Annotated in this window: 16 protein-coding genes; 6 read left to right on the forward strand and 10 right to left on the reverse strand. The window is 75.4% G+C overall.

Annotated elements, in window-relative coordinates:
* Positions 1–51 precede the first annotated feature (51 nt).
* From ACIRD3_RS20415 to ACIRD3_RS20425, 3 genes are all read left to right on the forward strand, one after another.
* The gene (locus ACIRD3_RS20415) at positions 52–1,104 is read left to right on the forward strand and encodes an alpha/beta hydrolase (RefSeq protein ID WP_402218399.1); all 1,053 of its coding nucleotides are present in this window, start codon (positions 52–54) and stop codon (positions 1,102–1,104) included.
* A gap of 228 nt (positions 1,105–1,332) precedes the next feature.
* Entirely contained in the window at positions 1,333–2,244 is a 912-nt protein-coding gene (locus ACIRD3_RS20420) for a diiron oxygenase (RefSeq protein ID WP_402218401.1), read from the forward strand.
* 93 nt (positions 2,245–2,337) lie between these two features.
* Positions 2,338–4,062 carry an FAD-dependent oxidoreductase gene (locus ACIRD3_RS20425; protein WP_402218404.1) on the forward strand — a complete coding sequence of 575 codons (1,725 nt, stop codon included), beginning with the start codon at positions 2,338–2,340 and terminating at the stop codon, positions 4,060–4,062.
* Between the two features lie 319 nt (positions 4,063–4,381).
* On the opposite strand, the gene ACIRD3_RS20430 is transcribed toward ACIRD3_RS20425, so the two are convergent.
* The 7 genes from ACIRD3_RS20430 to ACIRD3_RS20460 form a co-directional block, all read right to left on the reverse strand.
* On the reverse strand, positions 4,382–4,681 hold the full coding sequence (locus ACIRD3_RS20430) for a hypothetical protein (protein WP_402218406.1): 300 nt from the start codon (positions 4,679–4,681) through the stop codon (positions 4,382–4,384).
* The gene (locus ACIRD3_RS20435) at positions 4,678–5,532 is read right to left on the reverse strand and encodes a methyltransferase domain-containing protein (protein ID WP_402218408.1); all 855 of its coding nucleotides are present in this window, start codon (positions 5,530–5,532) and stop codon (positions 4,678–4,680) included. The genes ACIRD3_RS20430 and ACIRD3_RS20435 overlap by 4 nt, the downstream gene beginning before the upstream one ends.
* Before the next feature lie 480 nt (positions 5,533–6,012).
* A complete protein-coding gene (locus ACIRD3_RS20440) occupies positions 6,013–10,803 on the reverse strand; it encodes a DNA repair ATPase (protein WP_402218411.1) in 4,791 nt (1,596 codons plus the stop codon).
* 68 nt (positions 10,804–10,871) lie between these two features.
* A complete protein-coding gene (locus tag ACIRD3_RS20445; protein WP_402218414.1) occupies positions 10,872–12,890 on the reverse strand; it encodes a flotillin family protein in 2,019 nt (672 codons plus the stop codon).
* Between the two features lie 85 nt (positions 12,891–12,975).
* Positions 12,976–13,800: a hypothetical protein gene (locus tag ACIRD3_RS20450; RefSeq protein ID WP_402218417.1), complete on the reverse strand. Its 825-nt coding sequence runs from the start codon at positions 13,798–13,800 to the stop codon at positions 12,976–12,978.
* A 206-nt stretch (positions 13,801–14,006) separates the two neighbouring features.
* Positions 14,007–15,122, reverse strand: coding sequence for a PucR family transcriptional regulator (locus ACIRD3_RS20455; RefSeq protein WP_402218419.1), 1,116 nt, complete (start codon positions 15,120–15,122; stop codon positions 14,007–14,009).
* Positions 15,123–15,268: 146 nt separating this feature from the next.
* Positions 15,269–16,159: a GntR family transcriptional regulator gene (locus ACIRD3_RS20460; RefSeq protein ID WP_402218422.1), complete on the reverse strand. Its 891-nt coding sequence runs from the start codon at positions 16,157–16,159 to the stop codon at positions 15,269–15,271.
* A 185-nt stretch (positions 16,160–16,344) separates the two neighbouring features.
* Here ACIRD3_RS20460 and ACIRD3_RS20465 point away from each other — a divergent pair, with 185 nt between their 5' ends.
* The gene (locus ACIRD3_RS20465; RefSeq protein WP_402218425.1) at positions 16,345–17,106 is read left to right on the forward strand and encodes a tyrosine-protein phosphatase; all 762 of its coding nucleotides are present in this window, start codon (positions 16,345–16,347) and stop codon (positions 17,104–17,106) included.
* Positions 17,107–17,133: 27 nt separating this feature from the next.
* Here the strand turns inward: ACIRD3_RS20465 and ACIRD3_RS20470 are convergent, their stop codons facing one another.
* Both ACIRD3_RS20470 and ACIRD3_RS20475 read right to left on the reverse strand, forming a co-directional pair.
* Positions 17,134–17,979: an ABC transporter permease gene (locus tag ACIRD3_RS20470; RefSeq protein WP_402218428.1), complete on the reverse strand. Its 846-nt coding sequence runs from the start codon at positions 17,977–17,979 to the stop codon at positions 17,134–17,136.
* Positions 17,976–18,887, reverse strand: a complete 912-nt coding sequence (locus ACIRD3_RS20475) for an ABC transporter ATP-binding protein (protein ID WP_402218431.1) — start codon at positions 18,885–18,887, stop codon at positions 17,976–17,978. The genes ACIRD3_RS20470 and ACIRD3_RS20475 overlap by 4 nt, the downstream gene beginning before the upstream one ends.
* A 134-nt stretch (positions 18,888–19,021) precedes the next feature.
* Between ACIRD3_RS20475 and ACIRD3_RS20480 the strand changes: the two genes are divergently transcribed.
* Positions 19,022–20,200, forward strand: coding sequence for a sensor histidine kinase (locus tag ACIRD3_RS20480; RefSeq protein ID WP_402218434.1), 1,179 nt, complete (start codon positions 19,022–19,024; stop codon positions 20,198–20,200).
* The gene (locus ACIRD3_RS20485) at positions 20,197–20,859 is read left to right on the forward strand and encodes a response regulator (RefSeq protein WP_402218437.1); all 663 of its coding nucleotides are present in this window, start codon (positions 20,197–20,199) and stop codon (positions 20,857–20,859) included. The genes ACIRD3_RS20480 and ACIRD3_RS20485 overlap by 4 nt, the downstream gene beginning before the upstream one ends.
* 167 nt (positions 20,860–21,026) lie before the next feature.
* Here ACIRD3_RS20485 and ACIRD3_RS20490 read toward each other — a convergent pair whose 3' ends face one another.
* On the reverse strand, positions 21,027–22,151 hold the full coding sequence (locus ACIRD3_RS20490; protein WP_402218440.1) for a hypothetical protein: 1,125 nt from the start codon (positions 22,149–22,151) through the stop codon (positions 21,027–21,029).
* Positions 22,152–22,401 lie beyond the last annotated feature (250 nt).

Raw genomic sequence — 22,401 nt, forward strand, 5'->3', positions numbered from 1 at the left:
CCGAATCACGGGCTCCCGATCCAGGCCGTACCGCCCCAGGAGGCAGAAGAGATGACGATCCCCCTTCCCGTCCGGATCCAGGCCGCCGTCATCCGGGTCCTGTACGCCCTGCCGGAGGGGCTGCGGCGCGCGATCGCGGGCAAGCCGGTGGTGCGGGACGGGCAGACCCTGGCGCTGGACGCGCAGTTGATACTCAAGCTGCAGCGGCAGTCCGGGGCGGCCCTGGTGATGCCGGGCGGGGTCGAGCCCTCGCGGGCCGCGATGGAGCACGCGCGGCACCTGGTGGGCGGGCGCACGCTGCACGAGGTGGCCGCGCGGCCCGTCGGGATCCCGCGGGAGCAGGGCGAGTCGGCCGCCACGCTGTACACCCCGGGCGGTCTGGCGGAGGGGTCCGGCCTGCTGGTCTACCTGCACGGCGGGGGCTGGGTGGTCGGCAGCCGGGCGAGCCACGACCACGTCGCCCGGTTCCTGGCGCAGCGGGCGGGCGTCCGGGTGCTGTCGGTGGAGTACCGGCTGGCGCCCGAGCACGTGTTCCCGGCGGCGGCCGAGGACGCGCTGGCCGCCTTCGACTACGCGCACGCCAAGGCCGCCGACCTGGGCGCGGACCCGGAGCGGATCGCGATCGGCGGGGACAGCGCGGGCGGCAACCTGGCCGCCGTCGCGGCCCAGCAGGCGGTGCGGCGGGGCGGCCCGGCCCCGGTGTTCCAGCTGCTGCTGTACCCGGCGACGGACGCCTCGGTCCGGCGCCCCTCGCGCGACCTGTTCGCCGACGGGTTCTTCCTGACCAGCGCCGACATGGACTGGTTCGCCGACCGGTACGCGCCCGCGCCCGCCGACCGCACCGACCCGAGGCTCTCGCCGCTGCTCGCCGAGGACCTGACCGGCCTGCCGCCCGCGTACATCGGCACCGCGGGCTTCGACCCGCTGCGCGACGAGGGCGAGGCGTACGCGCGGGCGCTGGAGGAGGCCGGGGTGGCCGTACGGCTGAGCCGGCAGCCGGACCTCATCCACGGGTACGCCAACTACATCGGCATCGGCCACCGCTTCCGGGAGGCGACGGCCGAGGCGGCCGAGGCGCTGCGGAAGGCGCTGGAAGCCGCGTAGCCGGCGGCGGGAGGGGAGCGGAGCGCGACCGGGCGGGGCCTCGACGGGGCCCCGCCCTCCGTCGTGTCCGCACGGGGCCCGGGGCGCCGTGTCCGGAGCGGGGCCGCGCGCCGGTCGCACACCGGTTCACCGTCGCGCGGGGGGTTCTCGGCGGCGGGCTCTTATTGTACTGTCCGTCTAATAAGCGGGTGAGCGGGAACCCGCAGGGGCAGGCACCTGGAGGCAGCCATGGCTCTCACCCGGCCGACGGAGCACGGCCACACCACCGCCGACGACGACGTCTCGAAGCGGCTGCTGGAGTCGGCCGCCACCCTCTCCTTCGACCCCTCGACCGAGATCGACTGGGACGCCCCCCTCCCGGAGGAGCACTACGGCCTCAACCCCGAGTGGAGCACGCTCTACGGAACCCGGCTGTGGGACGAGATGACCGAGCGCCAGCGGATCACCCTGACCCGGCACGAGGTCTGCTCGATCATGAACACCGGCATCTGGTTCGAGATGATCCTCCAGCAGATGGTGCTGCGCGACCAGTACCTCAAGGACCCCGCCAGCGCCGAGTTCCGCTTCGCGCTCACCGAGATCGCCGACGAGTGCCGCCACTCGATCATGTTCGCCCGGGCCTGCGAGAAGATGGGCGTCCCCGCCTACCGTCCGAACAAGGTGATCGCCCAGGCCGGGCGCGCCTTCAAGGCACTCGCCAAGGGCGAACTGGCGTACGGCGGCATCCTGGTGGCCGAAGAGGTGCTCGACGTCATGCAGCGCGACTGGATGCGCGGCGAGAACGTCCTGGAGATCGTCCGCGGCACCTCCCGGATCCACGTGGTCGAGGAGTCGCGGCACATGAAGTTCGCCCGGCAGGAGATCCGCGAGCGGATGCGGTACGCGAGCCCGGCCCGCCGGCGCACCTCGGCCACCGGCATCGCCGTGGGCGCGTACGTCATCGTCACCAGCATGGTCCACCCCGGCGTGTACAAGGCCGCCGGGCTCGACGTGGGGCGGGCGCTCGCCGAGGTGCGGGCCAACGAGCACCGCAAGGCCATGATGCGCACCAGCTCCCGGCACCTGATGGCCTTCCTCGCCGAGGCCGGGCTGCTCACCGGCCGCGCGGCGGCGGTCTACCGCCGCGTGCACATGCTCTGACGGTCCGTCGGGCGAGCCCTGCGAATCCCGAGACCGAGAGACCCCCGAGACCGAGACCGATCCCCCACGCGCAGCGAGGACTCCACCCCGGCCATGGCCTACGCGATCACCCAGACCTGCTGCAACGACGCCTCGTGCGTGTCCGTCTGCCCGGTCAACTGCATCCACCCGACCCCGGACGAGCCGGAGTTCGGCACCACCGACATGCTGTACATCGACCCGCGGGCGTGCATCGACTGCGGGGCCTGCGCGGACGCCTGCCCGGTGGACGCGGTGTACCCGGTCGACCGGCTGCGCGGACCGGACACCGTGTTCGGCGACCTCAACCGGGACTGGTTCCGCGAGCACCCCAACGACCACGCCTGGGGCCGGCCCACCTTCCCGCGCAGCCTGCCGGGCGAGCTCGGCGCGCTGCGGATCGCGGTGGTCGGCACCGGGCCGTCCGCCGGCTACACGGCGCAGGAACTGCTGCGCAGCACCAGCGCCGAGATCACCATGATCGACCGGCTGCCGGTCACCGGCGGTCTGCTGCGGCACGGCGTCGCCCCCGACCACCAGTCCACCAAGCGGATCGCGGAGAGCTTCGCGAGCGTCTTCCACGACCCGCGGCTGCGGATGCACCTGAACGTGGAGATCGGCACCGACCTCACCCATCAGGAGCTCGCCGCCCACCATCACGCGGTGGTGTACGCGGTCGGCGCCGCGGCCGACCGCCGGCTCGGCATCCCCGGCGAGGACCTGCCCGGCAGCCTGCCCGCGACCGCCTTCGTCGGCTGGTACAACGCCGATCCGACCGTGCCGGCCGACGCGGTGGAACTCTCGGCCGAGCGCGTGGTGGTGGTCGGCAACGGCAACGTCGCCGTGGACATCGCCCGCATCCTGCTCACCGACCCCGACCGGCTCGCCGCCACCGACATCGCCGACCACGCCCTCGCCGCGCTGCGCCGCGGCCGGGTGCGGGAGGTCGTGCTGCTCGCCCGGCGGGGCCCGGAGCACGCGGCGTGGACCGGGGCGGAGTTCCTGGCGCTGCGGCAGCTGCCGGGCGTCGAGCTGGTGGTCGAGGACCATCCGGAGGTTCGGGCCGCGATCGAGGCGGCCTCGGGGACGCCGTCGGCCTCGGGGGAGCCGTCGGCCCTGGAAGCGCCGTCGGCCGCCGGTCCGGGGGCCGGGCGGGGTTCGCGGGCCGCGCTGCTCGCCGGTCTGCCGCTGGTCCGGTACGACGGGGCGGCGCAGCCGGGGGCGGGGCGGCGGATCGTGCTGCGGTTCTTCTCCGCGCCGGTCGAGCTGTCCGGGGACGGCAGGGTCGAGGCCCTGACCGTCGAGCGGACCGCGCCGGTGGACGGGGAGCGGGTCGAGGCCACCGGGGAGAAGGACGTGCTGCGGGCCGGGCTGGTGGTGCGTTCGATCGGGCACCGCGGCGTGCCGGTACCGGGGCTCCCGTTCGACGAGCGGGGCGGCACGGTCGCGCACCGGGGCGGGCGGGTCGTCGACCCGGCGACCGGGCAGCCGCTGCCGGGCACGTACGTGGTGGGGTGGGCCAAGCGCGGTCCGTCCGGCGGGATCGGCGCCAACCGGGCCTGCGCGCGGGAGACCGTGGACGCGCTGCTGGACGACGCGGCCGCCCGCGCGCTGCCCGTCCCGGAGGCGGGCCGCAAGGACTTCGCCCGGCTGGTGCGGCGTCGGCGGCCGGACGCGGTCGGGCTGAAGGAGCTGCGGGCGGTGGACCGCGCCGAGCGCGAGCGGGGCGCGGCGGAGGGGCGGCCCCGGGTGAAGCTCGCCACGGTGTCCGAACTGCTGGCGGCGGGCCGCCGGCGGTAGGCGGCGCCGGGCGGCGGTGGGTGCGGTACGAACGACGGCGGCCCGCGGGGGGTTGATGCGCGGGCCGTCCGTTGACGCGGCCGTGACCCGGGGTGCGGGGGGCGCGTTGGGCGGATGTGAGTAGTTTTGGGGCGATGCCGGCGTCGCGGTGGCGGTCGGCCGAAGAAACGATCCTGCAAGGAGCGGGGCACCCTCCGGAACCCGACCAGGAGGCCCCCATCTATGCCGAGCTGGCCCGGTTGTGGCAGTCGGAGGGACGGACGGTCCCCGGGCTGCCCGACCCGGTGTGGGAACGGCTGTCCGCGCCGGACGGCGGGGCTCACTCCACGGGAGCCGCCGCCGGGCCGACGGGGTTCCCGACCGGGCCGACGGGGTTCCCCGCCGGGTCGTTCCCCTCCGACTCGACGGGGTTCGCCCCCGGGTAGAACCGCCGCGCCCAGCGCCGGAACGGCCCGACCGCGCGCACCGCGCCCCGGCGGGTCCGGTACGGCACCACGTCCTCGCCCGTCAGCCGCGCCGTCCGCACCCGCCCGGGCGGCAGCTCGCGCACCCGCCCGACGCAGAACCGGCCGTTCGGGTACGGCAGCGGGGCGGGGCGTCCGTTCGCGGCGGCACTCACCTCGACGGCTTCACGGCGGTGTGGACGTACCAGGCGACGTACCGGCGGACGGCGTACATCTCCACCGTGGAACGGAGGTTGAGCCACTTCGCCGGATCGCCGACCCGCCGCAGCAGCTCCCACGGCAGCCGGAAGTACGCGTACACCGCCTCGGAGGTGGGCGTGTAGTACGGCGTGGCGTCCAGGGCCTCCTCGACCTCGAACCCGGCCGCGGTGAGCAGCTCCGGCAGGTTGCGGGCGTGGTAGAGCTTGGCGCCCGTCATGGCCATCGCGTCCAGGTACGGTTCGAGCAACGCCCGTGTGTCCGGATCCAGTTCGTCCAGCGGGGCGGTGCTCATCGGGCCGAGCAGCACCAGCCGGCCGCCCGGGCGCAGCACCCGGTGGAACTCGGCCAGGGCGCGCGGCGGGTCGTAGGAGTGGACCAGCGTCTCCATCGAGTAGACGCCGTCGAACTCGTCCTCGGGAAAAGGCAGCTGGTGGAAGTCGCCCCAGGAGAAGGCGGTCCGACCGTCCAGCGCGGCGCGGGCGCTGAGCCGACGGGCCTCGGCCAGGTGGAAGTCCAGGACGTCGACCCCGGCCACCACCAGTCCGAACCGGGCCGCCATCGCGCGCGCCACCACCCCGGCCCCGCAGCCGGCGTCCAGCACCCGGGCTCCGGGCGCCAGCGCCAGCTTGCGCCCCAGCACGTCCTCCAGCTGCCGCTGGGCCCGCCACAGCCGCCACTTGGACTGCCCCGGTTCGGTCCACCCCCAGTGCCGGGCGTTGCGCGCCACCCGGGTGTAGAACCACCGGCTGCCGGTCCGCCCGTACACCCGGCGCAGTCCGGCCAGATCGAGTTGCTGAGCGCCCATGCCGGACACGCTAGCCGCGGGCGGGGGCCGACTCCGGGCGGCGCCACGGTGGTTGACCCGCCGGGAGGGTTCGTACGCTGGTAGCACTTTCCGCGGCCGGGCCCCTCGCGCAGCGCCAGGGCGGCCGGCACCACCGCCGCCGTGAGGGCGATGACGGCGCAGCAGCCGGCCGGCGTGCCCAGCGCGTCCCAGGGCACGACCACCGGGGTCGGGCCGACCGGGTGGGTCAGGGCGGCCCGGGAACCGCCGGGACTGACGGCCGTGCCGAGCCCGCCCAGCAGGGTGCCGGCCGCCACGCACAGCAGCGTCTCGACCGCGACGGCGCGCAGCACCTGCGCCCTGGTGGCGCCGGCTCCCCCGGGTCGGCGCCCAGCCCCGTGAGAGGTGCTTCGGCCCCGCCGGTGCCTGAGCCCCGCCGGTGCCCGAGCCGCGCCGCGCCGGTGCCCGAGCCGTGCCGGCGCTTCTGCCGCGCCGGCCGTATCAGCCCCGCCAGGCGCGCTTGAGCTCGGCCCAGCGTTCCGCCTGTTCCGGTGTCAGCGCGCCCCGCAGCTGCGCCAGCTTCAGCAGCTGCGCCTCCGCGTCGGCGCCCAGCGGCTGGGCCTCGGCGCGGTAGTGGTCGGTGAGGAGGGCGTCGAGCTCGGGCCGGGTGAGCGCGGGGTCGAGGCGCTGGGCGAGCTTGGCCATGTTGCGGTACGAGCCCTGGAGCAGGAACGGGGGCTCGGCGCGGTTGCGGTCGTCCTGGGCAGCGGAGTCCAGGTAGGCGCGGTTGACCGCCAGCACGGTGGAGCGCAGGTGCAGCAGGCCGGACAGGACGGCGGTCATCCGTTCCACCGCGGCGGCGGGCCAGGCGCCGGCCAGGGTGCCGCCGGGGACGCCCGAGGCCCGGGCGAGCAGGGTGTCCAGGTCGGCGCGCTCGGCGGTGGCGAGCGGGGCCAGGTGGGCGTTGGCGGGCAGCGCGTTCTCGATGAAGCTGAGCGCGAAGAGGTCCTCGCGCCCGGCGACGGCGTCGCCGAGGTTCCACACGTCGGCGCGGTTGGCGAGCATGTCGGGCAGGCGGAAGAGCCGGCCGGACTCGGTGTACGGGTTGGCGGCCATCACGACGGCGAAGCGCTTGCCGCGCAGGTCCCACTCGCGGGCCTCGCCGTTCCAGACGCCGTCGATCCGGCGCTGCGCGTCGCACAGCGGAATGAAGCGCTGCAGGAACTCGGGCGAGGTGTGCTGGACGTCGTCCAGGTAGAGCAGCACGTTGTCGCCGGCGTGCAGGGCGAAGTTGAGCTTCTCGACCTCGCGCCGGGAGGTGGCGTCGGGGGCCTCGGCCGGGTCCAGCGAGGTGACCCGGTGGCCGAGCGCCGGGCCGCTGACGGAGACCAGCAGCAGGCCGAGCCGTTCGGCGAGGTACTCGACCAGGGTGGTCTTGCCGTAGCCGGGCGGGGAGACCAGGAGCAGCAGGCCGCTGCGGTCCACCGGCCCGCCGGGCTCCGCGGTGCCGAGCTGCTTGGCCAGGTTGTCGCCGATCAGCGGCAGGTACACCTGGTCGATCAGCCGGTTGCGGACGAAGCCGTTGAGCGGGGCGGGCCGGTACTGGTCGAGCCGCAGCCGGGCGTGCTCGGCGGCCAGCAGCTCGCCGCGCAGCTTCTGGTAGGCCCGGTGGCCGGGCACCTCGACCTCCTCGAACTCCATCACCCTGGAGAGGAGTTCGTCCAGGCGAAGGTCGAGCGCGCCGCCGACCAGCCGCGGGTGGTCGCCGAGCAGCCCGGTCAGCCGGGTGCCCACCGCCGCCTCCACGGGCCGGCGCGGCAGGGACGGGCAGAGCAGGACGGCGACGGCCTCGGCGAGGTCGGCCGGGTCGGCGTCGGTGGCGCTCGCCGCCAGCCAGGCGGTGGCGAGCCGGCGTCGTACGGGCAGCAGCCCGGGCTCGTCGGGCAGGGCGGCCAGCGCCTCGGTGAGGCCGGTGGACTCGGGGGCGGCGCGGAACTTGTCGAGCAGTGCGGCGGCTCCGGCCGAGTGGACGAACGAGGGTTCCGCGGAGGCGAGTTCGGCCACCAGGTACGGCCCGGCGGCGTCCGCTCCGGGGACGAACCCGGCGACCGCGGCGGAGAGCTCGGTGGCCAGCTCGGCCAGCGCGTCCAGCACCGGGGCGCCGCCGAAGGCCTGCCGGGCGAGGCCGAGCGAGCGGGCCCGGGTGTGCCAGAGCAGCCGCTGGCGCTCGTCGGCGCCGTGCGCCCAGTACAGCTGCGCGGCCGCCCGGACGGCTGCCGGGTGCCGCAACAGGCCGGCCTCGGCGCCGAGTTCGATCAGGGCGCGGAGCAGCAGCGCCGCGTCGTGGTCGTGCACGCCGCGCTGGTAGCCCTCGTCCGGTCGGCGCTCGGCGGCCCGCCGGACGTACTCCAGCAGGTCCGCGTCGGTGGCGAGCGCGTCGCCGGGCGAGCCGGAGAGCGAGCCGGAGAACGGTCCGGCGAGCGCGTCGCGGAGCGGGCCGTCGCCGGCCGGGCCCGACTCGGCCGCCAGCAGCAGGCTCGCGGCGAGGTACTCGGCGCGGTAGAGCCGCGGGGTCTCCGAGGGCAGCGGCCGGTCCCAGTAGCGCGCGGTGGCGGCGAAGGCCGGGTCGGTCACGGGGGAGCGGTAGTCGGTGCCGGTGAGGGTGAAGGCGGGGCGCCCGCGCCAGGGCACGAGGACGAGTTCGGGCCGCTGGGTGGTGACGGCGAACAGGTGCCGGCCGAGCCGCAGGGTGCCGGGGCCGTCCCCGGCGAGTTCGGCGCGGTCGCGCAGCGCGCGGTGGGCGCGGCCGCGGGCGGCGCGCAGCCGTCCGGTCAGCTCCTCGGCCCGGACCCGGTCGCCGAGCGCGGTCAACTGGCCGGCCAGCTCGCGGAGTTTGACGGCCGTCGGGTCGGCGGCGAGCGCGGCGTCGATCTCGGCGGCGGTGTCCAGGGCGGCCAGCCGCCGGTGCAGGGTGGCGAGGACGCGCTCCGCGGAGGCGGCCAGCCGGTCGGCCCGGCGGGCCCGCTCCTCCAGCAGGTGCTGGCGGCGGGCGGTGAGCGCGTCGTGGATCTCGGTGCGCCGGTCGGCGAGCTGCTCGCCGAGGGCCGGGTCGGCGTCGGCGAAGCGGGTCTCCAGCTGCTCGATCCGCAGCAGGAGCCGGCCGAGCCGGTCGTCGCAGGCCTCGGGGGTGTCGGCGGCGGCGAGCGCGGCGGTGGTGGCCTGGGCGAGCAGGGCCGTCTCGGCGGCGAACTCGGCGGCGGCCTCCCGGGTGCGCAGCTCCCGTCGGCGCACGGTGAGCGCGGACCGGGCCCGGTTGAGCAGCCCGAGGACGTCGGCCAGCCGGTCCAGGATGGCGGTGCGGGTGGTGGCGTCGGCCAGGTCGAGGGTGCCGACCAGCTCCGAGACGGTCTGCAGCGCCTCGGTCTGGGTGTCCAGTTCGAGGCCGAGCGGCTCGGCCCCGGCGGCGGTCGCGAGGGCGGCGCACCGCTCGGCGAGTGCGGCGGCCCGGGCGCGGTGCGGCTCGAAGGCCGAGGGTTCGGCGAGCCGGCCGACGGCCCGGACGGCGGCCTCGGCCAGGCCCTCGGCGAGGTGCGCGGCGAGCGCGTCGATCCGCTCCGGGTCGGCGCGCGGCAGGTCGCGCAGCGCCTCGACCCGGCCCTGGGCGCGGCGCAGTCCGGCGAGCCGGTCGACCCACTCGGCGGCGTCGGCGAGGGTCTCGCCGCGGGCGGTGCGCAGCAGGCCCTCGACGTGCTCGGCCGCCTCGTCGGTCTGCCCGGCGGCGTGCGCGGTGAGCCGGGCGATCGCCTCGTACTCGGCGATGACCTGCCGGGCGGTGTCGCGGATCTCGGCGAGCGGTGCGGTGAGGTCGCCGAGGCCGCTCTGGCCGAGCCAGTGGTGCCGGTCGGCGGTGCGGGTGCAGGCGGCGAGGACGGCGCGGTGGCCGGCCGGGGTGTCGGCGCCGGCCGCGGCCAGCCGGGCGAGGGCGAGGCAGTCGGCCAGGCCGCGGACCAGGTCGGCGTTCCCGATCCGGGCCAACGGGCCGGTGCCGGGCGGCTGTTCGGCCGCGAAGCGCTCGCTGGTGAACGGGGTCTGCCAGAGCTGGACGGGGTGCAGCCGGGTGGGCCCGTCCTCGGCCGGGCGCAGGGCGATCAGGGTGCCGTCGGCGAGCAGTGCGTAGCCCTGGCAGGGCAGCGGGGCGGCGGCCTCCTGGCGGACGCTGTTGTACGGCTGCAGCAGGGCACGGCCGTCGGGGGCGCGGAACTCGTACAGCACGTCCTCGCCGTTGGGCGAGACGATCGTGCGCTCGTACGCCAGGCCGTCCACCGGCTGGTCGAAGGTGCGCACGGTGCCGTCCGCCAGGTGGCAGCCGCCGGGGAAGGCCACGCCCTGGTCGGCGGGCAGCCGCAGGCAGGCCTGGCCGAGCGGGTCGATCCGGGTGACGGCGCCGGTGGGCAGGTGCACCACCAGGTGCCGGACGGTCTCCTCCTGGTACGGGCGCACCCGCACCAGCAGCAGGGTGCCGAGCCGGGCGTGGGCGATCTGCGCGTCGGCGAGGGTCTGCAGGGCCTCGGCGAGCGGTTCGCGGTGCAGCTCACGGCCGTCCGGGGCGGCGAGGGTCAACCGGCCGCCGTCGACACCGAGGTGGAGCTCGCCGGCCAGGTCGGCCCGGGGCGGCCGGCCGGGGCCGGCCGGCAGCTGGTCGTCGCGGGTGAGGGCGGTCCAGGCGAGCTGCTGTCCGTCGGCGGGGGTGTGGTCGCGTTCGCCGCGCCCGTCCAGGTAGGCGGGCCGGGCGTCGTCGGCGCCGTCCTCGAGGCGCCAGCGCAGCACCCGGACGTCGGCGGCGGTGGGGCCGGTGCGGAAGACGGCGAGCAGCCGGCCCCCGGCCGGGCGCAGCCGCTCCAGACGGGCGTCGCGGAAGTAGCGCCGCAGGTCGGCCAGGTCCTGGCGCAGCCGGGGGTCGTCCAGCAGGGTGCCCTCGGCGGGGGCGGGGGAGAGGTCGGGGTGGTGCAGGCCGAGGACGTCGGTGAAGTCCTCGGCGCCGGCCACGACCCCGGTGGGGCGGGTGCCGAGCAGCAGCAGCCCGCCGGCGGCGGTCAGGTCCTGCGGGAGGCAGGCCCGGGCGGTGGTGAGCCGCCCGGTGCCGGTGAGCCGCAGCTCCCCGCCGCCGAACTCCTCGACCCGGCGGGCGTTCAACGCCCTTGCGCGGTCGGCGAGTTCGGCGGCGGCCCGGGCGAGCCGGTCGCGCAGGACCTCGTAGGTGCCGGCGTCGAGCCGGGCGTCGAGGGCGTCCACGGTCAGATCCTCGGGTGCTCAGGGGGTGAACTCGGGTGACGTCGGGGGTGACTGCGGGGCGCGGGCGGCTACTTGGAGCCGTTCATCGCGGCCAGCGCCCCGATCGGGGTCTCGGCGACGCCCAGCTTCCGTGCCGAATCCAGCAGTTGGCGCAGCTGTCCGGACTGCTCGCCGGCGCCCGAGCCGATCAGCCTCATCAGCAGCGCGGACACCGTCAGGTTCTGCACGTCCGCGGTGGAGACCGAGGACAGCACCCTGGTGAGGTCCTCGGTGAAGCTCGCCCGCCCGTCCAGCCAGGGCCCGGCCAGGGTCTGCGCGGTCTGCGAGTGGCCGACGAAGGCGTCCACGCTCTTGCCGGCCGTCACCGACTGCACCAGCTTGTCGAAGAACACCGAGTCCCCGCCGACGATGTCGATCTTGGCCTTCTCCAGCCCGGCCGCGACCAGGGCGGCCTGCGCCTCGGCGATCTGCCGCTGCGCGTCCAGCCCGGCCAGCCGGACGTCCTTCTCGGCGGCCAGCCGCAGCCGGTACTCCTCGTGCCCGCGCGAGGCCTCGTCCAGCTTGGCCATCGCCACGGCCTTCTCGGTGAGGCCCTCGGCCTCGGCCTTCAGCTTGGCGCCGACCTCCAGCGCGGCGGCCTTGGCCTTCTCGGCCTGGACGGCGGCCTCGGCGAGACCCACCTTCTCCACCGCCGCGGCCTCCTGCTCCCGCACCTGCACCCGGGCCAGGCCCTCGGCGGCGGCCTCCGCCCGGACGCCCTCGGCCATCCGGATCTTGGCGGCGGCGTCCAGTTCGGCCGCCCGCTGCCGGGCCTCGGCCAGCACCAGCGCCTCGCGGGCCTTGTGCGCGGCGGCCTGCTCGGCGGCCTCGGCGGCCTTGATGTCCTTGACGAGCCGCTCCTGCGCCTCCGCCTCGGCCTGGATGACGACGGCCTTGCGGACCCGCTCGGCCTCCTCGGTGGCGCGCAGCGTCTTGACGGCCTCCTCCTGCTCGGCGACGGTCCGGTCCACCGCGACCCGCTCGCGGACCACGTCGGCCACGTCCCGCTTGGCCGACTCGACCTCCTTCTCCTTGGCGATCGTGGCGAGCTCGGTCTCCCGCTCGCGGCCGACGACCTCCAGCAGGCGGTCCTTCTCGATCCGCTCGTTCTCCACCGCGATCACCCGCTCGCGGTTCTTCTGCGCCACCGCGACCTCGCGGGCCTGGTTCTCCCGCTGCACCCCGAGCAGCTCCTCGGTGCGCAGGAAGGCGGTCTGCGCGTTGAGCCGCTCCTCCTCCTGCACCCGGGCGATCACCGCGTCCTCCTTGGCCCGCAGGGTCTCGATCTCGCGGCGCTGGCGGATCTCGGCGTCGGCCTGGCGGCGTTCGAGCTCCAGGACGGTCTCCCGGGCGTCGACGTTCTGCCGGGTGATCTCCTTCTCCTCGGTGCGCTGGTACTCGTTGGTGCGCACGTGCTCGATCGCGGTCAGCTCGGTGATCTTGCGGATGCCCTGGGCGTCCAGGATGTTGTCGCCGTCCAGCTGGCTCATCGGGGTCTGTTCCAGGTGGTCGATGGCCGCGTCCTCCAGCGTGTAGCCGTTGAGGTCGGTGCCGATGACCGCGATGATCTGGTCCCGGAACTCGTGCCGGTGGGTGTACAGGTCGGTGAAGTCCAGCTGCTTGCCGACGGTCTTGAGCGCCTCGGCGAACTTCGCGGCGAAGAAGTCCTGGATCGCCTGCGGATCGCTGGCCCGGGCGGTGCCGATCGACTGCGCGACCTTGACGACGTCCTCGACGGTCTTGTTCACCCGGACGAAGAAGGAGATCCGGATGTCCGCGCGGATGTTGTCCCGGCAGATCAGACCGTCCCGGCCGGCCCGGTGGATCTCCACCGTCTTGGCGGTGATGTCCATCAGCTCGGCCTTGTGCAGGATCGGCAGGACGATCGTGCCGGTGAAGGTGACGTCCACCTTCTTCGTCCGGGAGACGATCAGGGCCTTGCCCTGCTCGACCTTCTGGAACAGGCGGCCCACGAACAGCAGCATGGCGAGCACGATGAGCAGCACGACGGCGACGAGTACGCCGAAACCCACGGCGATGGTGTCCATCACGGAGTCCTTTGACGATGGCGGGACGGTGCGAGGAGTGGAGTGAACGGCGGAGTGCGACGGGGTGCCGGCCGACGCGGCGGCGTCAGTCGAGGCCCGGCGGTGACGGGTCGAAGGGGGCCACCAGGAAGTGCTCGCCCTCGGCGTCGTAGTCGTAGATCAGGGCGGTCCGCCCGACGGTCAGCCCGGGCTCCGGGGAGGGCGTGCGGACCTGGACGGTCGCGGTGGAGCCGTCCTCGGCGGTGACCTCGGCCTGCCCGAAGCCGCCCGTCACCCGGCCGGTCCGGATCACGCAGACCCGGCCGACGAAGTCCCCCCGGGTGGTCGGCCGGTCCTGCGGGAACAGCCGCCGCAGCGGCTTGACGAGCACCCTGGTGCCCGCCCAGGAGGCGACCAGCGCGACGACGAACACACCGCCGCGCGCCGGCGCCCCCGAGGTGAGCACGGTGCCGGCCAGGCTGACGAACCAGGCGAGGGCGACCAGCAGCGACACCGCCACCGTCACGGGCACCCCGCCCAGCCCCAGCGCGTCCGGCGCGCCCCCGTGGCGGCCGGCCCCCGCGTGGGCGTCCTTGCCCGCGTCGGGGCCGTGGCCGCCGGTGCCGTGCCCCCCGGTGCCGTGACCGCCGGTCGTCCCGTGCGTCACGTGCCCCCCGACACCGTGCCCCCCGGCACCGTGCCCGACGTGACCCACGTGACCCACGTGGCCGACCTGGCCGAGGTGCCCGCCGTGACCGACGTGATCGGCACCCGGGTGGTGCCCGCCGCCGTGCCCCCCGTGCACGGCGCCGAACCCCAGTCCCCCGAGCAGCACCACCAGCCAGTACCCGACGACCACCACCAGCGCGAAGCTGAACAGCGCGGTCGGAAAGGCCAGCGCGGCCGCGAAGAATCCCCCCGTCCCGGCCACGCTCCCCCGCCCTTCCCCCGGCACCGCGCTTCGGCGCCGGGGAGATCATGGCAGTCCCGGAGCCGGCGGCACATTGCCAGGATCCGGCAATCTTTACGGCCTTTTGACAGCCTGGTACGGACGGCCCCCGTGACACTGCGACAGCCCGGCAACAGGTCGGTCGCCGGGCCGTCGCAGCTCCTGCGCGCGGGTTTGCGCGCGTGGGGTCAGAGGGGCTGCTCCGGCCAGTTCAGCAGCCGCGCGCCCATCGCCGCGGTCTCCAGGGTGAAGCGCTGCAGCGCGTCCGACGGGTCGTACCCCGTGAGCGCCTTGATCCGCTCCAGCCGGTAGCCCAGGGTGCGCACGCTCAGCCCGAGCCGGCGGGCCGCCTCCGCGTTCACGTACGCGGCCTCCGCCTGCACCGCGATGGTGTCCAGCAGCGGGCGGGCGCCGCCGCGCGCCTCGGTCAGCGGGCCGAGGACGCTGCGCACCAGGTCCGCCATGGCCGCCCGGTCGCGCATCAGCACCGGGAACACCAGCAGTTCCTCGGCCTTCAGCTGCTTGGCCGGCAGGTCGAGGCGCCGGGCGTAGTCCAGTGCGTCCAGTGCCTCCTCGTAGCTGCGCAGCACCCCGCTCGGGCCCGAGTGCCGGCGGCCGGTGGCCACCCGCAGCACCGGGCGGTAGCCGGGGCCGGGGCGCAGCGTCAGGTCGGCGAAGGCCTCCAGCACGGCCCGTTCGCTGTCCGGGGCGATGCAGACCAGCCGGCCGTCCTTGCCGGCCAGCAGGACGTCCCGCTCGCCGAACCGTCCGGCCAGTTCGCGCTCCACCCGGTGCACCAGCGGGTGCACGTCCGCGAACGGCTCGTCGCCCACCGCGACCGCCACCGTGTACGCGCTCGCCAGCCGCAGCCCGAAGTGCTCGGCGCGCTCGGCGAGCAGGCCGAGGTCGCTGCGGCCGAACAGCAGGTCGTCGATGAACTCCCTTCGGGCCGCTTCCGCCTGACGGACCGCCAGGCGCTGGGCGCGCTCGTGGCCCTCGCCGAGCGCGGCCAGCGCGGCGTCGGTGACGGCGAGCACGGCGTCGCCCGTCCGGCGCAGCTCGGTGACGCTGGTCGCGGTGGCCGCCCCGGGCAGGGTCTGCCAGGCCCGGCGCGCCGCCGCGAGGCAGTGCGCCACCACCTCGCGCAGCCCGTACCCGGCCTCCGCGCAGTGCTCGCCGAGCTTGCGCAGACCCTCCAGTTCGCCGCGGCGCAGCAGCCGTCCGGTGCGCGAGACGTCGGCGAGCAGGACGAGGTAGGCCTCGGCCAGCTCGGTGGGTATGTCGTGTTCGATCCCCTCGGTCACCGTGTCCTGCCATCCCCCGTACGACCTGGTAATGCGGCGCTGAACACTAGCAGGACCGGTACGGCCGAAGGCCGGTGCCGCCGCCCCGGGGAGCCGTCCCGCACGGCACCCGGAAGCCGGGTGCCGGTGCGGCCGGACGCCCGGCCCTACCGGTCCCGGAAGTGCAGGACGAACCGCGCGCTGCTGCCGTCGATCCGCCGCCGCACGTACAGCGCCGGGGTGCCGTCCGGGGTGCAGCTGACGCCTTCGCGCACCAGCAGCGCGGTGCCCGGCGGGACGCCCAGCAGCTCGGCGTCCGCGAGGTCCGCGCCGACCGCGCCGAAGGCCCGCCAGTCGTACTCCAGCTCCACCCCGGCCGCCCGCGCCAGGTCCAGCACCAGGTTCCCGGCGCGGCCCGGCCGGAGCAGCTCGGCGGGCAGCGGTCCGAACGGCACCCAGTAGCTGCAGGCCGCCCGGGCCCGCCCGCCCAGTCGGATCACCGAGTCCACCCGGGAGAGCTCCCGCGGCGCGCGGCCCAGCTGCCGGGCCGCCTCCGTGTCCTCGGCCGTGCCGCTCACCGGGGGCGCGGCCACGACGAACTCGCCGTCCCCCGCTCCGCCGCCCCCGTTGTCGCCCCCGTTCGCGCCCTCGTCCTCGCCCCGGCCGACGTCGGGCAGGGCGGCGTGCACGCTGCCGAGGTCGAAGCGCTGGCTGCGCGGGTCCACGGTGATCGACACGCGGACGGCGGGCGGGCGGACGAAGGTGCCCACGCCCCGGCGGATCTCCACCACGGCCGCCCGCTCCAGCTCCGCGACCGCCTGCCGCACGGTCAGCCGGTTGACGCCGAACTCGGCGCTGAGCTCCGGCTCGCTCGGCAGCCGGGTGCCGGCCGGGTACGCCCCGGTGTCGATCCGCTCCTGGAGCCGGCGGGCCAGGCTCCGGTACAGCGGGGTCCTCGGCCGCTCGGCCGCCTCGGCGCCCGGATGCCGGTCGCCCTGCTGCTCGGCGCTCCGCCGCCCGTCGCCCTGCTGCCCGTCGCTCGGCTGGTTGGTGGCCACGAACCGATCCTACGAAGCCCGCGGGGCGCGGCCGACCGCTCCCGGTCGCCGCCGACCGCCGACAGGAGTGGGATGGAGGGATGCGCCGGTGCCGCGGCTTGCCCGGCACCCCCGGGAGGCGTTAGACATCTAGACGTCTAGATGTCCTGCTCCTCCGGGCGCGGCTCCACCGAAAGGCCTCCCGCATGTCCCTGGTCAACTTCCGCGACGCCGCCGTCCTCGGCGACCCCGAGGGCCGTCGGCTCCGCCCGGGTGTGCTCTACCGCTCCGCCCAGCCGTTCCCGGCCGCCGACGAGGCGACCGTCGCCCAGCTGCGCGCCTGCGACATCCGCACCATCGTCGACCTGCGCGACCCGCGCGAGACCCACCCCGCCGACTGGGCCGCCGCCGAGGCGGCCGGCATAGCCGTCGTCGCGGCCCCGGTGAACCCCGCCACCGACGCCCTCACCGCGCGGATGGCCACCATGGCCACCGCCGCCGACCTCGGCGACTTCTACGTGCTGCTGGCCGAGTCCGCCCCCGAGGCGGTCGCCGCCGCCGTCGAGGCCACCGTCCGCCCGGGCGCCGTCCTGCTGCACTGCGCCGCCGGCAAGGACCGCACCGGTCTGCTGACCGCGCTGCTCCTCGACCTCCTCGACGTCCCCGCCGAGCTCATCGTCGCCGACTACGCCCGCACCACCGACGCCCTTCCGCAGATCTTCGCCGGCCTCGCCGAGCGCCACCGCACCGCCCTCAACGACCGCACCACCTCGCGGGTCACCGACTCCCGGGGCCGCAACCTCACCATCCCGGCCCCGCTCCTGGAGGCCCCGGCCGAGGCGATGTCCGTCTTCCTGGACCGCGTCCGCACCCACCACGGCGGCGCCGCCTCCTTCCTGCCCGCCTGCGGCGTCCCGGCGGCCACCCTCACCGCCTTCCGCACCAAGGCCGGCGCCGTCGCGGTCTGACCCGCCGCCGCGGTGACGGCCCCCGCCTCACACGTCCCGTCGCCGCACCAGCACCACCGTCACCGTCACCGCGACCACCGCCCAGAGCCCCATGGTGATCCACGCGTCCGTCACGGTGGGCGCGTACTTCCCCATCGTGGCCGAGGAGTCGGGCCTGATCGTGAGACGGCTGACGGTGCTGAGCGGCAGATGGGTGCCGATCTCCTTCAGCCACCGGTAGCGGTCCCCGCCGAACATCAGCGGCAGGACGAACATCAGCAGCACCAGGGACACGATCGAGGCGGTGGCGTGCCGCAGCAGCGCGCCCAGCGCCATCCCGATCAGCGCGCAGACCGGCACGATCGCCGCGTAGCCGAGGACGGCCCGCAGGCAGCCCTCGTCGGCGATGGAGAGCCCGAGGTGCCGCGAGGCGAGCATCGCGTTGGTGGCGAAGAAGGACCCGGCCGACACCACCGCCCCGGCGAGCGCGGTGATCCCGGCGACCAGCAGCACCTTGGCCGCGATCACGCCCCGCCGGTCCGGTACCGCGGCGAAGGTGGTGCGGATCAGGCCGGTGGTGTACTCGCCGAAAACGGTGATCGCGCCGAGACTGCCGGCCGCGATCGCCATCAGGTCGCCCGCGACGTTGCCGAGCCCGTGGAACAGCGGGTCGTACCGGTACGCCGGGAGGCCGGGCGGCGGCGGGGGCGCGTGGTCGATGTACGTCAGGTCGGAGTGGACGGCGTTCAGGTTCACCGCGATCGCCACCAGCGAGGCCAGTGCCAGCACCCAGTACGTGGACCGCAGCGAGCGCAGCTTGATCCACTCGGCGGCGAGCAGATCGGCGAACCGGGGCGCCTGCCCCACGGGACGAACGGCGAGGGTCGTGCTCATCGGGCCTCTCCAGCCAGGTACTCGACACTGTCGGCGGTCAGGGACAGGAACGCCGACTCCAACGACGACGTCCGGAGGGCGAGTTCGTGCAGCACCACGCCGTGCCGCAGGGCGAGTTCACCGACCCGTTCGACCGGCAGGCCGGTCACCGTCCCGCACCGGGCGTCCGATTCCCGCACGTCGGCTCCTTCGCTGCGCAACACCTCGGCCAGCAGCGCGAGTTCCGGTGTCCGCACCGCCACCGACGACACCGCGTTGCGGGCCGAGAACTCCGCCAGGCCCTCGTCCGCGATCAGCCGGCCGCGTCCGATCACGATCAGGCGGTCGGCGGTGTGCTCCATCTCGGCCATCATGTGACTGGAGACGAAGACCGTGCGCCCCTCGGCGGCGAGGCGGCGGAACAGCCCGCGCACCCAGAGCACGCCCTCCGGGTCCAGCCCGTTCAGCGGCTCGTCGAACAGCAGCACCGGTGGATCGCCGAGCAGCGCGCCCGCGATCCCGAGCCGCTGCTTCATGCCCAGCGAGTAGCCGCCGATCCGCCGCCCGGCGGCCTCGGCGAGCCCGACCTCCGCCAGCACCTCGTCCACCCGCCCCAGCGGGATGCGGTTGCTCCGGGCCAGCGCCGACAGGTGCGCCCGGGCGCTGCGGCCGCCGTGCACGTCGCCGGCGTCCAGCAGCGCGCCGACGTGCCGCAGTCCGCGCGGCCGGTTCGCGAAGGGCACGCCGTCGACGGTGACGCTGCCCTCGCTCGGGGCGTGGAGCCCCAGGATCATCCGCAGCGTGGTGGACTTGCCCGCGCCGTTGGGGCCGAGGAAGCCGGTCACGGCGCCGGGCCGGACGGTGAAGGTCAACTGGTCGACGGCCGTGGTGGCGCCGTACCGCTTGGTCAGTCGCTCGATCTCGATCACGGGGAGAACGCTGCCGGTCGCGGCCCCGCCCCGGCATCGGGCGGCGGGCCACAACCGCCCACCGCGGTACTGGCCCCGGGACGTACGCCCGCGGGCCGATGCCCCGCCGGACGGGCCGCGGCTACCATCGCGTCATGATCACCGAAGCCCGCCCGCCGCTGCTCAGGCGCCTGCCCGCCGGCCTGTGGGTGGGGGCGTTCTGGGCGACCCTGGTGGTGATCCGGTTCTTCACCCGCCCCGACGAACTGCGCCACCTCCTCGAGTACCACGGCAACCCCGAGGACATGCCGCTCGTGGTCACGGCCGTGGTCACCACCCTGGTGGCGACGTTCCTGGTCCGCCTGCCGCTGGCCGCCGTCGCGGTGGCGCTCGCGGGCAGCGTCTACGCGCTCGGCATGTGGACCGTCCCCGAGACGGCGCCGCTGCAGTTCCTGATCGCGGACGCCGTGGTCGGCTACTGCGCGGCCACCCGCTCCCGCGCCGTCTCGCTCACCGCCCTGGGGATGCCGCTCGTCCTGCTCGTCGGACTGTTCCTCTGGGGGGCCGTCCACGGCCAGGCCATCAACCCGCTGGCCTACGCCGGTCTCGCCGCGACCGTCCTGATCGCCTGGCTGATCGGCAACACGATCCACCAGGGCCGCGCCCACGCCGAGGCCCTGCGCGGCCGCGCCACCGTGCAGGCCGTCACCGCCGAACGGCTGCGGATCGCCCGCGAGTTGCACGACATGGTCGCGCACGCCATCGGCATCATCGCGATCCAGGCCGGCATGGGCAGCCGGGTCATGGACACCCAGCCCGCCGAGACCCGGGCCGCGCTGAACGCCATCGAGGCCACCAGCCGGGAGACCCTGGCCGGGCTTCGCCGGATGCTCGGCGCGCTGCGGGCCGGCGAACCGGAGTCCGCCCCGCTCGAAGTCGCCCCGGGCCTGGCCGAGTTGGACCGCCTGGTGGAGCGCGGCGCGGGCGCCGGCGTCCGGGTCGCGGTGACCCGCAGCGGTGAACCGCGCCCGCTGCCGGCCGACGTCGACCTCGCCGCCTTCCGGATCGTCCAGGAGGCGGTGACCAACGTGGTCAAGCACTCCGGCACCCGTGACTGCCACGTCACCGTCGACCACCGGCCGGGCGAACTCGCCGTCACCGTCGTCGACCTGGGCGCCGGCCCGACCGGCGCCACCCCCGGGACCGGCTACGGCATCGCCGGCATGCGCGAGCGGGTCGCCCTGCTGCACGGCGAGTTCACCGCCGGCCCGCGCCCCGGAGGCGGCTTCCTGGTCGCCGCCCGACTGCCGATCCCCGTGGAGGTGGGACCGTGATCCGCGTCGTTCTGGTGGACGACCAGCCGCTCATCCGCACCGGGCTGCGCGTGCTCATCGCCGACGCCCCGGACCTGGAGGTGGTCGGCGAGGCCGGCGACGGCGCCGAGGCCGTCGAGCTGGTCGCCCGGCTGCGCCCCGACGTCGCCGTGATGGACATCCGGATGCCGGGCACGGACGGCATCGAGGCCACCCGCCGGATCACCGCCGACCCGGACCTGCCCACCCACGTCCTCGTCCTCACCACCTTCGACGACGACGACTACGTGTACGGCGCGCTGCGGGCGGGCGCGAGCGGCTTCCTGGTCAAGGACCTCGCCCTGGAGACCATCCTGGACGGCATCCGGGTCGTCGCCGCCGGGGACGCGCTGATCGCCCCCGGCATCACCCGCCGGCTGATCGGCGAGTTCGCCGCGCGCCCGGCCGCCGGCGCGGCCGACCGCCCCCGGCGGGCCGTCACCGGGAGCGTCACCGAGCGCGAGCGCGAGGTGCTCACCCTGGTCGGCCGCGGCCTGTCCAACGCCGAGATCGCCGCGGAGCTCACCATCAGCGTGGCCACCGCCAAGGCCCACGTCGCCCGGCTCTTCACCAAGCTCGACGCCCGCGACCGCGTCCACCTGGTCATCCAGGCCTACGAGTTCGGCCTGGTCACCCCGTAGCGCCGGGCCCCCGGGCGCGCGGGCTCCGGGAACACGGGCTCCGGGAACACGGGCGCCCGGGCGCGCGAAAAGCCGGGGCGGGCCCGCACAGCCCGCCCCGGCGCTTCCGCTCGGCCGACCGCCGTCAGTCGAGCCGTCCCCGCCCGACCGTCACCGGTCGCCGGGCGTCAGTGCACGACCGGGTGCGAGATCTCGCAGCCGCCCGCGCCGTTGTTGTAGTCGTTCGCCCAGGTGCCCTGCATGGCGAAGGACCCGGTCGCCATCGCCACGTTCTGCGCGCCGCCGACCCCGCCGGTGCCCTTCCAGGCGCACTTGTCGGCGTTCTCGTAGCCGGTCGAGTCGGTCCAGCCGCCGGCCGGGTTCTGGTCGGTGACGGTCTCCGAGTACTCGTGGCCGTACACGATGGTCACGCCGTCCAGCAGGCCCGCGCTGCCGCTGTTGACGTAGTTCTGCCCGCAGGAGGTGCCCATGTCGGTCACGTACGGGTCGTTGGTGAACGCTACGTCGCCGTACGGGGAGGCGGCCGCGCCACCGCTCAGCGTGGTGTCGCCGTTCCAGTCGTGCCAGGCGCAGAAGTTGCCCGACGCGGTGTTGAAGCCGTCCGGGTGGGTGCCGGTCGGCGACAGCACGACGTACTGCACGTTGCGGTTGGACGCGGCCGTGGTGTTGCCGAAGTGCCCGGCGGCCTTGACCGCCTCGGCGGCCAGCTGGTTGCCGGTGGCCTGGCCCGGGGCGGCGGCCGAGGAGTCCACCCAGACGCCGGCCAGCGCGCCGCCGGTCGGGTAGCCGACGTGGGCGGCGGTGGCCGGGCAGCTGGTCGCGCCCGTGGCGACGCCCTCGCAGTACTGGGTCATGACGCCGGACCAGGTCTCGCCGTTGGTGCCCAGGCCCTTGAAGAGCTGCTGGGCGCGGACGGCCTCGCCCATCGGGTCGCCGGTCAGGGTGGTGTAGCCGTTGGTGTCGGTGCCCTGGGTGCCCCACTGGGTGCCCCAGAAGACCAGGTAGACCTTCGGCGCGCCGGTGGTGACGCCGATGCCGTCGACGCCGCCGCCGTACTTGAGGTTCGTGGTGCGCTTCCCGGTGGCCGCGGCGGAGGCCTCCTTGGTGGGGACGGTGCCGTGCCGGTAGGGGTGGGTGTGCCCGGCGGTCTCGGGCACCGGCTGGTCCGCCTGGGCGGCCGGGGCGGCGGCGAAACCGGCGGTGGCGAGCGCCAGCGCGCCGAGCCCGGTCAGGGCCCGGACCCGCGTCCGGCGGGAGGAGCGGGAGGAGCGGGAGGTGGGGGAGATGCCCATCGTGAGGGTTCCTCTCTCGGGCGCCGACCGCACACCGGTGGGGCGCGGCGGCACCGTGGGGGGACGAAGGGAAGCGCGACGACGGCAGGCCGGAACGGCGGACCGCCGGTCAGGGACGGTCGCCGCACCGGGGTTGGGGGCCCGGTTCGTCGTCGACGGCCGGAAGCAAAGCAGAGCCGCTGAAACCGGGTCAACGAGGCCGCGAGTAAGACCCGCCCCAAGGGAGGCTCCGGTGGAGGTATAGAACGTC

It is taken from the genome of Kitasatospora sp. NPDC093550 (assembly GCF_044764985.1).
In the GTDB taxonomy this organism is placed as follows: Bacteria; Actinomycetota; Actinomycetes; order Streptomycetales; family Streptomycetaceae; genus Kitasatospora.